This window comes from Halodesulfovibrio spirochaetisodalis, assembly GCF_001672295.1.
Classification (GTDB): Bacteria; Desulfobacterota; Desulfovibrionia; order Desulfovibrionales; family Desulfovibrionaceae; genus Halodesulfovibrio; species Halodesulfovibrio spirochaetisodalis.
The window spans coordinates 16617-32002 of the sequence record NZ_JXMS01000037.1; the positions used below are offsets into that span (position 1 = coordinate 16617).

At 47.9% G+C, this 15386-nt stretch carries 13 protein-coding genes; 6 read left to right on the forward strand and 7 right to left on the reverse strand.

All coding sequences use genetic code 11. The features are described from left to right. Positions 1-82: 82 nt before the first annotated feature. From SP90_RS15610 to SP90_RS15640, 6 genes are all read right to left on the reverse strand, one after another. The gene (locus SP90_RS15610; RefSeq protein WP_066858533.1) at positions 83-919 is read right to left on the reverse strand and encodes a hemolysin family protein; all 837 of its coding nucleotides are present in this window, start codon (positions 917-919) and stop codon (positions 83-85) included. A gap of 130 nt (positions 920-1049) precedes the next feature. Beyond that, positions 1050-2135: a PilZ domain-containing protein gene (locus SP90_RS15615; protein ID WP_157471356.1), complete on the reverse strand. Its 1086-nt coding sequence runs from the start codon at positions 2133-2135 to the stop codon at positions 1050-1052. 265 nt (positions 2136-2400) lie between these two features. Further along, a complete protein-coding gene (mnmG, locus tag SP90_RS15620; RefSeq protein WP_157471358.1) occupies positions 2401-4281 on the reverse strand; it encodes a tRNA uridine-5-carboxymethylaminomethyl(34) synthesis enzyme MnmG in 1881 nt (626 codons plus the stop codon). A 410-nt stretch (positions 4282-4691) separates the two neighbouring features. Beyond that, complete coding sequence (locus tag SP90_RS15625) at positions 4692-5921, reverse strand: M20 family metallo-hydrolase (protein WP_066858541.1); 1230 nt, start codon at positions 5919-5921, stop codon at positions 4692-4694. Positions 5922-6207: 286 nt separating this feature from the next. After that, a complete protein-coding gene (locus SP90_RS15635) occupies positions 6208-6489 on the reverse strand; it encodes a PxxKW family cysteine-rich protein (protein ID WP_066858546.1) in 282 nt (93 codons plus the stop codon). A gap of 145 nt (positions 6490-6634) precedes the next feature. Continuing rightward, complete coding sequence (locus SP90_RS15640) at positions 6635-7960, reverse strand: amidohydrolase (RefSeq protein ID WP_066858549.1); 1326 nt, start codon at positions 7958-7960, stop codon at positions 6635-6637. 228 nt (positions 7961-8188) lie between these two features. Between SP90_RS15640 and SP90_RS15645 the strand changes: the two genes are divergently transcribed. The 6 genes from SP90_RS15645 to SP90_RS15670 all read left to right on the forward strand — a co-directional run bounded on the left by SP90_RS15645 (position 8189) and on the right by SP90_RS15670 (position 14335). Next, entirely contained in the window at positions 8189-8944 is a 756-nt protein-coding gene (locus SP90_RS15645; protein ID WP_066858552.1) for an alpha/beta hydrolase, read from the forward strand. 255 nt (positions 8945-9199) lie between these two features. After that, entirely contained in the window at positions 9200-10723 is a 1524-nt protein-coding gene (locus SP90_RS15650; RefSeq protein ID WP_066858554.1) for a glutamate synthase-related protein, read from the forward strand. A 2-nt stretch (positions 10724-10725) separates the two neighbouring features. Next, the gene (locus tag SP90_RS15655) at positions 10726-11166 is read left to right on the forward strand and encodes a 4Fe-4S dicluster domain-containing protein (protein WP_066858557.1); all 441 of its coding nucleotides are present in this window, start codon (positions 10726-10728) and stop codon (positions 11164-11166) included. Between the two features lie 16 nt (positions 11167-11182). Further along, positions 11183-12460, forward strand: coding sequence for an NAD(P)/FAD-dependent oxidoreductase (locus tag SP90_RS15660; protein WP_066858560.1), 1278 nt, complete (start codon positions 11183-11185; stop codon positions 12458-12460). A gap of 19 nt (positions 12461-12479) precedes the next feature. Beyond that, positions 12480-13574, forward strand: a complete 1095-nt coding sequence (locus SP90_RS15665) for a class II glutamine amidotransferase (protein ID WP_066858563.1) — start codon at positions 12480-12482, stop codon at positions 13572-13574. Positions 13575-13576: 2 nt separating this feature from the next. Continuing rightward, positions 13577-14335: a GltB/FmdC/FwdC-like GXGXG domain-containing protein gene (locus SP90_RS15670; RefSeq protein WP_066858566.1), complete on the forward strand. Its 759-nt coding sequence runs from the start codon at positions 13577-13579 to the stop codon at positions 14333-14335. A 155-nt stretch (positions 14336-14490) separates the two neighbouring features. Here the strand turns inward: SP90_RS15670 and SP90_RS16730 are convergent. Beyond that, positions 14491-15386 (reverse strand): hypothetical protein (locus SP90_RS16730; protein ID WP_197498815.1); only part of this gene is annotated, 896 nt, incomplete at its 5' end.

The window sequence follows — 15386 nt, forward strand, 5'->3', positions numbered from 1 at the left end:
CTGACGGGCAAGATGAACAAATACTATGGGTAAAAGAAAACACCCTGCAAAGCAGGGTGTATAGTGTTTTGTGATAACTACGTTATTTTTTTTCCATCACTTCATTGGCTTTTGCGGTACGGATAAGCCTGATTTGCTTGGCATCCGCATCTTCAATGGTGAAGGTGAAGCCGGAAAGTTGGAATGCTTCTCCGGATTGCGGCACGTGTCCGGCAAGTTCGCTCAAGTAGCCACCTAGTGTTTCTACCTGTTCGGACTCAAGCGTAATGGAGAGCTCGTCGCTCACGTCATCAAGACTTGCTCTGCCGGTAATAATGTAGTTGCCGTCTTCTGTTGCGCGGATCTCTTCAATTTTCGGGGTATCATATTCGTCCTCGATTTCACCGACAATTTCTTCAAGAATATCTTCAATGGTGATGAGGCCGGAAGTCCCGCCGTATTCATCAACAGCAATCGCCATGTGCTGTTTTCGAGTACGGAATTCCTGCAAGAGGTCTGTTACAATTTTTGTTTCCGGAACAAAAAACGGCTTGCGCATAAAGCTTACAAGCGGAGTATCACGCAGAGTAGGGTCATAGAGGTGAATCAACAGATCTTTAGCGTAGATAAGGCCTACGATATTATCTCTGTTTTCCTCATATAACGGAATGCGGGAATGTCCGGATTCGACAATCAGTTTAACAAGGTCACCAATGGATGTGGTTGTCTCGGCACAGACAATATCTGTACGCGGAACCATGATCTCATGAACCTGAGTTTCATCTAGTGAGAGTACATTGAGGAGCATAGAACCTTCTTCAGCTTCCAGCTCGCCTTCCTCACGGGCATCGATAATGGCTTTTTCAACGTCTTCTTCAGTTGTTTTGCTGAAGAGATTTCCGAGTACGTTCCACAATCGACTCTCAGAACCTCCGTCCAAGATGGGTCTCCTTTTTAAAGTTACGATACAAAGGGGTACTATACATATTGTTGTACTGTACCGATGAGTTTGGTCTTGTGCAAGCATTGGATGTCCAGACCGGCGTTTTCCGCAGTCTGGTGCATCATTATTAAATTCCTTTTTCGCGGTACAATTCCAGATGTCTTCGCATTACCCAGTTACCTATGCTTTCGATACCGTTTTCCAGTCCGTCCTCATTCCATTCAAGTTCTGAGGTGTTATCGGTATCAGAATGAGCTGTATACAGGAACTGCATACCAAGTTCTGCATCGTGAGTAACAAAGTCAATAAATGGATTCTGCACTCTGCATAATACCCAGTAGCGTACTCGCTGACCGGTGTCCGGATCCCATAGATCCAGCAGGATAAAGAGCTTATCACCGATCTTGAAATCAAGCCCGCAGGTTTTCATTTCAGCTTTAGGGATGCGAACTTTAATACCGCCTGCGGAGATGTTATCCAGTGCAATCTGGCTGCTTTTTTCCGGCAGGTAGGTCAGCATAGGGCGTCCCCACTGACGGATATCCAGCTTGCCTTTCGGGATAAGTCCTTCCGGAGCAGACCATGCTGCAAGTCCCATAATATATTGTTGCGGCGGGGAGATTCGTAGTGCAGCACGCTTCTGGCGCTGTTCCAGTTTTTCAGGAGCCTTTAGTGTCAGGATTGCAGTGCCGTCGGTACAGGAGCGTACTCCGGTAATCGGTGTAGTAAACATAAAAAAGGTACTGCCGGAGCCGAACTTGCGTACCTGAAAATAGCAGTCGATATCTTTACCTACCCAGTCACCTTGCATGTTGTTGAGGCCACTGCATTCAATAGTTACAGATTCTTCATTGATGCTTGCCATGCGGCAGGTGGTAGAGCGGCGTTTTTCACCATCAGAGTGAAACTGTACTTCAAATTTTTCGTTTTCATCCCGCGCAGCGTTCAGTGTATTGGCAATGTGGGCAGGGTGCAGTACCCAGTCTTTCGGGATGTATTTTGCGTTGTTGCGGTTTTTTATCCACATAAACGCAATGACTGCTATCAGAATGACAACAATTGCGCATAACGCATAAACAGTAAAAAGAGCTGTTTCTGTTCTGAATGTTGAAGCAGAAAAATGACTCCCGATCTGGGTAAAAAAGCTATTACTTGAAGCGCTGAATGAGAAGTAGGACACGTAATACTCTGCTGTTTGTACTGTTGAACGCAAGATTTTACCTAAGCAGGCTCACAAAAATATACTGAAAATGTAATAATGTGAACTGGTTTGTTTTACACCTTTAAATTGACAGCCAGACGCAGCAGACTGCTCTTTATCGGTGAATAACGTACCTAAGTTTTAAGCAAAAATAGAACCAAAACGGCAGGGGGATACTGTTTTTATAGTGCATGACATATAAAATAAAGCAGTGTTGCTCAAAAAAAGTCAAAAAAACAGCCACGTTTTACCGTGGCTGTTTTTTTGTACAGTGTACTTAAATTTTACCAAGTTTTTTCAAGTGAACTTCAAGGCAGGAAATTGCTGCCGGAGTAACACCGGATATGCGCGACGCCTGACCAAGGTTCAACGGCTGTACCGCTGCAAGTTTTTCCTCAACCTCACGGGTGAGACCTGCAACTTCAGAGTAATCAAGATCTTGCGGAAGCGGAACGCTCTCCATACGGCTGAAGCGCTGTACCAGTTCGTCCTGACGTTTCAGGTAGCCTGCATATTTTACAACAACCTGTGCTTCTTTTTTGGCATCTTCTGCGTATTCTGCAATTTCAGGCCAGAATGGTGTGAGGTCGTTAATATTCAGAGCAGGGCGTCTCAGTACTTCTGCCAGTGTAAGGCTTTTTGAAGGATGCGCTTCTCCAAGCTGGTCAAAAATTGCGCGAACACCAGCATCCGGTTTGATACGACGTTCGTCCAGTTCTGTAAGCAACGTGGAAAGCGCGGAACGTTTTGCATCAAACATTGCCCACTGATCATCTTTTACCAGGCCGATTTCGCGGCCGATTTCAGTGAGGCGCATGTCTGCATTGCTTTCTCTGAGCAGCAAACGATGCTCAGCACGAGAGGTGAACATGCGGTAAGGCTCTTTGGTGCCCTTTGTTACAAGGTCATCAATCAGCACGCCGATGTATGCCTGATCGCGACCAAGAATGAACGGATCGCGTCCGGTGAGGGCGCAGAATGCATTAAGTGCAGCCCACAGTCCCTGTGCCGCAGCTTCTTCATATCCGGAGGTGCCGTTTACCTGACCTGCGAGGTACAGACCCGGAAGCGCTTTTGTCTCCAGAGTCGGGCGCAGCTGTGTCGGGTTTGCGTAATCGTACTCAATCGCATAGCCTGGACGGATAATCTGTGCATTCTCCAGACCGGGGATGGTCTTGAGCATGGCTTTCTGAATATCCAGCGGCAAGCTTGTTGAAATACCGTTCGGGTAGCACTCAGAGCTGTTGAGTCCTTCCGGTTCTACAAAAATTTGGTGTCTGATCTTGTCAGGGAATCGGGCAATCTTGTCTTCAATGGACGGGCAGTAGCGAGCACCGGTTCCGTCAATGACACCCGTGAACAACGGAGAGCGATCAAAGCCTGTTTTGATGATCTCGTGGGTCTCTTCGTTTGTCCATGTCTGGTAACAAGGCAGCTGTGGAAGCGGAATTTCTTTTGTGCGGAAGCTGAACGGCGGAGGCGGCGTGTCGCCCGGCTGCGGTTCCATAACAGAAAAGTCGATGCTGTCTTTCAGCAAACGTGGAACAGTACCTGTTTTAAGTCTGCCAAGCTCCAGTCCTACACTCTTCAGTGACTCAGATAAGCCGCTGCTTGCCGGATCACCAAGACGACCACCGGAGAAATTATTCAGACCAACGTGGATAAGACCACGCATGAATGTGCCGGTTGTGATGATGACAGTCTTAGCCGCAAATTCCTGTCCAAGCTGGGTGCGGACACCGGTGCAGCGACCGTTCTCGGTGAGCAGTTCATGGGCAGTGTCCTGCCAGATCCACAGGTTCTCCTGTGCAAAAACATCACGCTTAACAACGCGCATGTACTCGTCACGGTCAATTTGTGCGCGTGTTGCGTGGACTGCAGGGCCTTTACTGGTGTTCAGGGTGCGGAACTGAATACCGGACTGGTCTGCCCAGACCCCCATCATGCCGCCAAGTGCATCAATCTCACGAACCATATGACCCTTGGCAAGACCGCCAATGGCCGGGTTACAGGAAAGAGCGCCGATGTGATCCAAGTTGATCGTCAGCAGTAAGGTTGTCATTCCAAGGTTGCTGGCAGCCATGGCTGCTTCAGCGCCTGCGTGGCCTGCGCCAACAACAATGACATCAAAAATAGCTGGTGGGGGTGTTTTGATCATAATTCTTCTTCAGTAATATAAGTAATTGCCTTCGGTGAGTCGTCTCTGACGGTGCTTATCAGCAGGATGTCTCCGACGGCGCTTATCAGCGGGATTTCAAGAACCTTTTTGCAAAAAGGTTCTTGAAAATCTCCAAAAAATCTTATTAACGAGAATGTCCCGTTTTTTATTACATTGGTAACTTAATTAAAACTACCAGTCGCATATTTCAATCAAACGGGGGGAATCCCTTTTTTAAAAGGGATTCTCCAGCCGCCTGAGTAAAAAGCGTTTATCAATAAATTCTGTCTGACAGATTGATGACAACCTTGTGCAGTGCAAGGAGTAAGAAAAAGTCGGGGGTGAAGCATATTAGACAGATGTGAGCGTCTGACTTTTTCGCAATGACGCCGCAATGTGCGGGGTTGTCATTAATCTGCGGTATCAAACAACATGGTGGCGATAACCTTTGCGTCACCGATGTTGCAGGAGATACGGCTTTTTTCGTTTGGCACATGAGCGTTCGGGACAAGCTTGCTCCAGCAGGCTACAGGATGTCCTTCGTCACGCAGGTGTGCTGCAACAGTACCACCGCCAACACCTTTCGGCTGCGGTGTTACATTGTAAACTTTCTTAATGGCACGGTCGAGCTTGGTTACCACTTCACTGTCCACTGGTGTCTGCGTTGTGGACTGATTTGCCTGATGGTCTTCATAGGTGATTTCCACGCCGTATTCAGCAACAACTTCGTCACCAAGCTTTTTGATTTCTTTGCGGATATCTGCCAGCTCGTAACCCGGCAGAACTCGGCAGTCTACGTAGAACACATCAAGACCCGGTACGGTGTTGATGTTTGGTACGTTTGCTTCTTTTTTGGTCGGTGTGAATGTGGAGATCGGAGGATCGAACAGGTCGTCCTTGCGATCGAAGATCTCATGCAGTTTTTTGATCTTGAGAATGAATGCGGAGGCTGCCTCAAGTGAGTTGATGCCTTCACAAGGTGTAGATCCGTGGCACTGCTTGCCGGTAACAGAAATTTTTTCCCAGAGAATGGACTTTTCAGCGACTTCGATCATGGTTCCGTCGGCATCACCGATGTCTGGAACAAGGATGAGGTCGTCTTTTTTGAAGAGTTCTGGACGCTCTTCCACAACGTACTCAAGACCGTATTTGCTGCCGGTTTCTTCGTCAGCTGTCAGGATGAGGCCGAGAGTGTATTCCGGTGTGATTGTATTATCCACAAGCCCCTTGGCAACGAGAAGGCCGGAAACAATAGCCTGTTGGTTGTCTTCCACGCCGCGTCCATAGATGTAGTCACCTTCAACACGCAGTGTCCAAGGGTCGCTTTCCCACAGGTCGAGATCGCCGGTAGGCACAACATCTGTGTGACCGATAATCCAGAGTGTTTTCTCAGTCTTGCCCGGAACACGGGTAATGATGGTCGGACGGTATCCGCAGTCAACACGGGAATCCGGAGCGCGAACCTCTTCGATATCCGTAATGTTGTTGGCTTCAAGCCAGCCGCGCAGATAGTCTGCTTTGTCCTTTTCGCCTTGGCCGCCACTGGACGGGCACAGCGCAGGACGCGCGGTCATCTCTTTTTGAAGTTCAATAACAAGATCATGCTGGTCATCAAGAAAATCGAGAAGTTTTTCACTCATGGAAGTTCTCCGTCAGAGAATCAGGGTGGATAAGAAAACTATATGCCTATACGTTTTTCAGAAAGAACGGATTGCCTGCACCCTTATGTGTTTTTTGCAAGCGTGGCGAGTGTACGCGAAATGGTGGACAGGGTGAAGTTGTATCCTGCCCGTGCTGGCGGTTGCACCAGTCATGGTCAAAAGGAAAAGAGCATGATGAAGAATGGTGCGCGCAATTCGTTCTCTCTGAAAAAAGAAAAGGGAAGGCTGTGATCCAACCTTCCCTCTCTAACCAAAATATAGCTGATTAACGACCGCGAGCGGCACGCTTGGAAGCTTTAAGTGGGTTAATCTTAACCTGACCGGATTTGTCTACAGTAGCTTTGATGTGTGTAGCAAAGTTACATGCACCCATTGCCCATTTAGCGTTAGGCATTGGGTAGCTTTTACAGTAGGTCTGGCCTTCGAACTCACCTGTGCGCTCGCAGCCTTCACACTGTTCGACCACTGGCTGGCAAACAAACCCGTTAAAGAGCATGCCTTCTTCAGTCATTTTAGCATCGGCGAAGCTTACAGCTTTAGCACTCATATTAATTTCCTCCTGAGGTCGCGCTGGCTACGCGCGCATATTATCTTTGAAGCGATGTCCATTTATATTTTTTTGACAAAAAGTCAACTAAAAAACACAGAGTCAAGTTGTTTTTCCTGACAGCAAAAATTCGCAATCAGGTAACTTAGCTGCGCTTCTGTATCTTCTTTTGTACCCATTTAGCAACATCTTTTGCAGCCTCAATCAGAGCCGGGTAGTCAATTCGTAAATATTTTCCGTTTTGATACAGGATGTCACCTGCAACCATAGACATGTGTACCTCTGCGCCGGTAGTTGCATATACCAGTTGTGAAACTGGGTTGTGCATCGGCAGCAGGTTAGGCTGTGTGAGATCAATTGCAATTATATCTGCCTGTTGACCGACAGCAAGGGAGCCAATGTCAGGCTGTCTCATGCTACGTGATCCGTTGCAGGTTGCCATATCCAGCACAGTTTGTGCGGAAGCGACGGTAGGGTCAAGGTGCTGCACTTTATGCAGGAATGCACATGATGCCATCTCTGTGAACATGTTCAGTGCATTGTTAGATGCAGCGCCGTCAGTACCCAAAGTAATGTTAACTCCCTTGGCGAGCATTTTTTCAATGGGTGCCATGCCAGAGGCAAGCTTCATGTTACTTTCCGGATTATGGGCAACGTTTGTGCCAGTCTCTGCAAGCAGGGTAATTTCATCATCGGTCAGGTCTACAGCGTGGGCAACGGTTGTCCGTTCGCTTAGCAGACCGAGACTATGGGCATACTCAACCGGACGTTTTCCGAAGCTCTCAATGCATGCCTGTGTTTCTGTCTGCGTTTCCGCAAGGTGGATATGAATCGGCAAATCAAGTTCTTCTGCCACTTCACGGCAAATGGTGAGAATTTCCGGTGTGGTTGTGTATACGGCGTGAGGCATAACTGCCTGCCGGATTCTCGGATTGTTGCGCCATTTACTTTCCAGTTCGCGAACAAGTGCAATGCCGGTATCAAAGTCCGGATATGCAGGAGAAGGAAACATAAATAACGCTTCGCCGCCAAGAACACGTAATCCGGATTGATCTACAGCTTTATATGTTGCATCTTCAATCAGATACATATCTGTGAACGAGGTGGTGCCGTAGCGGGTCATTTCAGCGCATGCGAGCAGGGCGCCAAGCTCGACCTGTTCTGCTTTGAGGTTTTGCTCAACCGGAAAGATATGGTTGTTGAGCCAGTCCATAAGCGGCAGGTCATCAGCAGCACCGCGCAGCAATGTCATAGCTGCATGGGTGTGGCTGTTGATAAGCCCCGGCATGAGCAGGGAACTGCCTAGCTCCATGACATTTTCAGAGGTGTATTGAGAACGCACTGTATCGGCAGCGTCAATACAGACGATGGTGCCATCAGTAATCGCTATCCCGCCGTTGTGTATGATGGAACGCGTTTCGTCCTGTGTGACGATGATCTCTGCAAATAATAATGTGTCACATGCCTGCATTGATAAACTCCTCATTGTCATAATGCGTTGCAAGTGCGGTACTGTAGAGGATTGTTCCGCCTTAAACAAGGTTAGGATAGTGTGCAGATGGTTGACTGGGGTTTGCTAAGGCTTTTTCCCCACGTTTTTTCAAGGAGATTGCTGGAAGGCGAGGGGCGCAAATACGTTGTTTGCAGGTAACTGCTAGTGACAATAGAAGAAAACAAAAAAAGGAAAAAGGGGTAGAATATGACCGTAGGCTGCTTGCTGATTCATGGCTGGACAGGAAGTTCTTTTGAAATGGAGCCGCTGGTGGAGCCGCTTGAGGCGGACGGCATTGTTGTCCGTAATATAATGTTGCCTGGGCACGGTACGAGCTTTGAAGATTTTCAGACTACTGGCTGGGCTGACTGGGAGCGTGGTGCAGAAAAGGAATATGAAGCCTTGGCAAAGCAGGTTGATGCGGTTTTTGTGGTCGGCCTTTCCATGGGTGGAACGTTGGCATTACATGTAGCCTCAAAGTTTCCTGTAGCAGGAGTTGTTTCGCTTGCCGCGCCATTGTACCTGTATTCATTCTTTCCGTGGCAGATGAAAGACTGGCGGATGCCGCTCACCCCGTTGATTAAGCGTTTTAAGCCGGTAATGCCTCTTGGCAGGCGGGATGAAGAACATATAAAAATTGCTCCATGGAAAGGATATGACGATTTTGTAAGTTTGCAGCAATTACATGAGCTTATGAAGGGCGTAAGAAAAGTGCGCAATGAGGTAAATGCGATCAATGCCCCGATTCTAGTGGTTCAAGCTCCAACAGACAGAAGTGTTCCTCTTGGAAACGTATTTTTAATCGCAAAAAGTGTAGCCTCAGCCGAAGTGACCGTGAAATTATTGCGCATTAAAGAAAAAGTTACAGGACATCACGTAATTACGACACATATTGAAACATCTGGCCGAATAATTGAACTAGTACGTGAGTTCGTACAAACACATATTTCTACAAAAATGTAAATTTTAACAATAATGTTTTTTATTACAAAAATGTATAAAGTTGTATTATGTACCTGTAAAAAAAGGAGATATGTCATGAAAAATAAAAAATTATAAAACCAAAAATTACAATCTTGACAAATTTGACAGTTTCTCGCTAAATATAATCCACGGCAGTTACCCCACTAGTGGTGACTGACCTCCTTTGAAGATTAAGCTCAGAAAAAATATGCGAATGACGCGCGCGGGCGCTTTGTGTCACGAGGAGAGATTGTTTTGCTTTTTAAGCCTATAAGCCAGAATTTTAGCGACTTTGTTATTGATCGTGAAAACGATCGCTGTATCAATTGCGAAGTTTGTGTGCGTCAGTGTTCGTATGAAGCCCATTACTGGGATGATGCACGCCAGTGCGTAAGCCACGACCATACTAAATGTGTCGGCTGTCACCGCTGTGAGGCGTTCTGTCCAACCGGTTGTCTTACCATTAAGAAAAATCCGGCTGATTTCAGGGACAACGCTCTTTGGACTCCTACATACATGAAGCACGTGTATAAACAGGGTGACACTGGTGGTATTTTGCTTTCCGGCATGGGGTCTCCTGCCGACAAGCCTATCTACTGGGACAACCTTCAGCTTGATGCCAGTCAGGTTACCAACCCGTCCATTGACCCGCTTCGCGAGCCAATGGAGCTTACTACCTACCTCGGCTCTAAGCCGGACAAAGTAAGTTTTGAGGAAACATCTGACGGGCCGAAACTCACTACTAAAATCGGACCGCAGCTTAAGCTCAATTACCCGCTTATGTTCTCCGCCATGTCCTTCGGTTCAATTAACTTGAACCTCCATAAGGCAATGGCAATGGCTGCAACTGAACTTGGTATTGCGTACAACACCGGTGAGGGTGGCTTGCACCCTGATCTGTACAAGTACGGCAACAATACCATTGTACAGGTAGCTTCCGGTCGATTTGGTGTTCATAAAGATTACCTGAATGCTGGTAGTGCAGTGGAAATTAAAATCGGTCAGGGTGCTAAGCCGGGGATCGGTGGCCACCTGCCGGGTGAGAAGATCGACGAAGAGGTTTCTAAAACCCGTATGTGTCCGGTCGGCTCAGATGCGATTTCTCCTGCGCCTCACCACGATATTTACTCGATTGAAGATTTACTTCAGCTTATCTACGCAATTAAGGAATCCACAGAATATAAGGTTCCGGTATCTGTAAAGATTGCTGCTGTACATAATGCTCCGGCGATTGCTTCCGGTATTGTACGCGCAGGTGCAGATATTGTTGTTATTGATGGTTTCCGAGGCGGCACAGGTGCTGCTCCGACCATGATCCGTGATAACGTGGGTATTCCGATGGAACTTGCTCTTGCTGCTGTTGACAACCGTCTGCGTGATGAAGGTATCCGTAACCACGCATCACTGGTTGTTGCAGGTGGTATCCGTTGTTCTGCTGATGCGATTAAAGCTATCGCCCTTGGTGCGGATGCTATTTACATCGGTACTGCTGCCTTGGTTTCTGTGGGCTGTACTCTTTGTGGACGTTGCTACACAGGTAAATGTCCTTGGGGTATTGCTACCAACGAAGCACGTCTTAAAAAGCGTCAGAATCCAGAAGTTGCTGCCAAACGCCTTGCCAACCTTGTCCGCGCATGGGGACACGAAATTCAGGAAATGCTCGGCGGTATGGGACTCAACTCCATTGAAAGCTTGCGTGGTAACCGCGATAAGCTGCGTGGTCTTGGTCTTAACGAGACAGAACTGGATATTCTCGGCGTTAAACACGCAGGACGGTAGATATGCGTAGAGTTTATCCGAATAAAGATGTCTGTATTGGCTGTCATATCTGTGAAGTTGCCTGTCTGACTGCACATTCCGCAAGTAATGATGTTGTCATCGCCGCTAAAGAAGAAGTGGCAACAGGCTTACAGCCTTGCAAGGCTGTATATGACAAAGGGCAGCTCTCTGTAGCGCTCAGCTGTCGTCATTGTGACAATCCTTCTTGTGTTTCCGCCTGTATCTCAGGTGCGTTGTACAAAGATCAGGAGACAGGCCGCACATGTTATAATGAAGAACAGTGTGTCGGTTGCTGGTCATGTCTGATGGCGTGCCCTTACGGCGCGGTTCGCCGCAATGTAACCAAGGGCAAGATTATTAAATGTGATCTATGCGAAGGACGCGAAATGCCGGCATGTGTGCAGGCTTGTCCTAACAACGCATTGGTCTACGAATCTCGCTGATAGCAGGAGCTCGTCCATGTCGTATGTTATTATTGGAAACGGTGTAGCGTCTGTCGGAGCTATTGAAGGTATTCGTAAGGTTGATACAACCACTCCGATCCTTGTAGTCAGTGAAGAAGATACTCCTACATATGGACGTCCGCTCATTTCCTATTTTCTTGCAGGAAAAATCGGGCTCGACAGAGTAAGTCTGCGACCAGATGAATTCTACGAAAAAAATAATGTTGAGGTTAAGCTCGACACCCGTGTAGCTGCTGTTGATACAGCAGCAAAGACCATTACCACTGAAGCCGGCGAAGTTATTGAGTACAAAGAGCTTCTGCTTGCTACAGGTGGTGTACCGTTCATGCCTCCTATTAAAGGCATTGACGGGAGCGGGGTATTTAACTTTACCACGCTTAACCACGCACACATGCTGCTGGATCTTTCCAAAAGGATTCACAGAGTTGTTGTTGTCGGTGGTGGTCTCATTGGCCTTAAGGCCGCAGAAGCACTGCGCTACAACGGTCTTTCCACTGCAATTGTTGAGCTTGGAAGCCGTGTGCTTTCCGCAGCATTCGACGATGTAGCTGGAAATCTTGTAGCACAGCAGCTCGAAGACAAGGGTATCACCATCTGTTGTGGTACTACTGTGGAAGAAATTCTGCGTACAGAGCAGGGCGAAGTAATCGGTGTACGTCTTGCCAATGGTCAGAAACTGGCTTGTGAAGCCGTTGTAGTTGCCATTGGTGTTGTGCCGAGCCTTGATCTGGCAAAAGACGCTGGAATCGCTGTGAACAGAGGCATCAAAGTTGATGACAATATGTCCACAAGCGTAGAGGGCGTATATGCCGCAGGAGACGTTGCAGAAGCACCGGACATGATTGCCAAGGAAGGAAGGGTTACCCCTATCTGGCCTAACGCATTCAGTCAGGGCTACCACGCCGGCCTTAACATGGCGAGCGAGGAAGCTTCTCCGCACCCTGGCGGTTTGCCGATGAACGCAATTTCTTTCTACGGGCTGCCGACAGCTTCTCTTGGTCACGTGAACCCGTCTGAAGATGAAAACTGTGAAGTCTTCACATTCACTGACGAAGAAAACGGAGTATACCGTAAGCTGGTTTTCCGTGACGAAAAGCTGATCGGATATGTGCTTGTGGGAGAGGTCGATTTTGCAGGGTTATACACCGGCTTCATTCGATTCGGTCTGGATATTACACCGGACGTGAAAGAAGAGCTTATTGCAGGCAAACCGTCTGCGTTGCTCTGGCCGGAAGAAGAATTTGATACAAAGTGGACCCCTGCTGCTGAGTAGAGGGCTTTGGAGATAGAGTATGAAAGCTCCTAATGATTTTTGGCATTTTGATAAAGACATCTCTGGGTGTGGTGTCTTTGGGGTAATTGATAAAAAAAGAAAGCTGATTCCGGGTACTATGCCGATTGACGCAATGTGCACCATGCACGATCGCGGTAACGGCCTTGGTGGTGGTTTTGCTGCATACGGTATCTATCCTGAACATGCAGACTTATACGCCTTCCACCTGATGTGCGATGATCAGGCAGGTCTTGACCGTGCTGAAGAGATTATCAAACAGTACTTTGATATCAAGATTTCTGAGCCTATTCCTACACGTAAGGTACTGGCTATTACAGAATCCCCGCTCATGTGGCGCTTCTTCCTTTCTCCTAAGGCTGACCGCCCTAAGTGGCAGGACGTTGGTGAAGATGACTACGTTGTAAACATCGTCATGCATATCAACAACAGAGTGCCGGGTGCTTTTGTATTCTCCAGTGGTAAAAACATGGGAGCATTCAAAGGTGTAGGTTTTCCGGAAGACATCGCTGACTTCTTCAGACTTGATGAATACAGCGGCTACATGTGGACCGGTCACAACCGTTTCCCGACCAACACACCGGGCTGGTGGGGCGGTGCTCACCCGTTTACTCTGCTGGACTGGGCGATTGTTCATAACGGAGAAATCTCTTCGTACGGTATTAACAGACGCTACCTGTGTCAGCATGATTACGAATGTAACATGATGACGGATACAGAGGTTGTAGCATACCTGCTTGACCTTCTTATCCGTAAGCACGGTCTTTCCCACGAAATGGCATGTAAAGTCTTTGCACCGCCGTTCTGGGATGAGATTGAGCGCATGCCTAAAGAAGAACGTGAAGCGTATGAAGCACTGCGTATGGTCTACGGGCCTGCAATGCTCAACGGTCCGTTTGCTATCCTCGTTACCGACAGCAATGGCATGATGGGACTTAATGACCGCGTTAAGCTCCGTCCGCTTGTTATCGGTGAAAAGGACGATATGGTATTTATGTCCAGTGAAGAAAGCTCCATCCGTGAAGTTTGTCGTGAACTCGACAGAGTCTGGGCACCAAAAGCCGGTGAGCCGGTTATCGTGAAATTGGAGGACTAGGCATGGCTAAAAAATGTACTCTTGATGCTTCAGGCGTATACTACCGCCAATTGAACGAGCAAATTCGTGAAGCCGTGCGTAACGGTGCAACTGAGATTGAGTTGGATAATGTTCGCGGTCAGCGTTACATCGGCAACTCAATTGAAGGGCCTGTTCACTTCACTATTCACGGTGTTCCGGGACAGGATCTTGCCATGTTCATGCGCGGTGCAACTGTCCGTGTTGAAGGCAATGCGCAGGACGGTGTCGGTAATACCATGGATGACGGTGAAATCCAGATTAATGGTATGGCTGGCGATGTCCTCGGCTACGCAATGCGTGGCGGGCGTATCCTTGTGAGACAGGATGTCGGGTACCGCGTAGGTATTCACATGAAGTCATACATGGAAAAGCAGCCTGTAATCGTTGCTGGCGGAAAAGCTGGTGACTTCCTTGGCGAATACATGGCGGGTGGAGCTATTATCCTCCTCGGTATGGATTCTACCATGGATGAGAAGGCACCGATCACAGGTAGAAGCCTTGGTACTGGAATGCACGCGGGTATTATTTACATTCGTGGTGATGTTCCTGAATACCAGCTCGGGCCTGGCTTACAGCTTGAAGCTATTACTGAAGAAGATGCCGCTTTCATCCGTTCCCATGTCGAAGACTGGGCTGAAGCATTCGGTAAGGATGCGGAAGAAGTGATGAAGGGCGAGTTTAAAAAAATTACGCCGTTCTCCCATCGTCCATACGGCAACATGTACGTGGGAACAAACTAGAATATCCATTCTATATTTGTCAGAAACGGCTCGGCTTGTTTCTCTCAATCTGAGGGAACTTCTCCTAAGCTTGACTGATAAACGACCGTAATTCGGGAAGCCCCCATGATTGGCATGGGGGCTTTTCTGTTGTCTGCAGTTTGAATTGGCGTTGCTTACTGTTTGGATTGCTTACTGTGTCCTTTGTTTTCCGCCTGTGCGGATGCAGCGCAAAATATGGCAATGTCCTGATCTGTGATTCCAAGATCAGCCAGTGTTGTCCGCTGGTAGGTGAGGACTTGTGCCAGTGCGTCATCAATGTTTTCGGGTACTATTCTGTATCGGTTTTCTGCAAAGGCAGTGACCATGGCAGAGTTCGCGGCTGCGTCATAATGCCCCACATCTTTGTAGCGTGAGATATCCATGGTTACAGAACGCATCTGGGTGAAGTCGAATAAACGCAGGTTTGGGTACGCCAGCAGTGTTGATAATGCCAGCAGCGCCCTGTGGTACTCATCTGCATGTCGGTTCAGGAACAATCCTGAGCGTGGCGGTGTGAAGACATAAAACGTTCTATCTGGATGGGCTGTAAGAACTTCTTCGAGTTTTGGAATGTTGTCCACTGTGTAGTCTACAGGCGGTATCTTTTCATCCATCAGCAGACAGGCGGAATCGAAGTAGCATTTGCGGCTAAAAAAACCGTTTGATTTGTAATAGCTATACCAGCTCCAGATGTCGTTTTCGTCTTTTGTTTGCGGGGTAAGCAGAAATCGTTTGCTGAAGTACGCTTTAAGGTCGTCCAGATCACTGTCGTTGTATAAAAATGCAGGGAACGTGTCAGGCAGTTCCGCATGGTGTTCTGACGCAAAAACGTGGCGGGGCAGGAGTCCCCAGAAGACAGTTTTAACCTGAGGGTTTCTTGAAAGCGTGTAGTTGAGGACAGTCAGCATTTCATTGAACTCAGCTCCACTGATGGAGAGGTTCATGGTGTCGACGCCGAGTTTTCTTCTCATCTCATCTGTTGAGAAGTTCTCAGAAAGCGATGTGCCGATGATGACTGCGTTGTATCGTC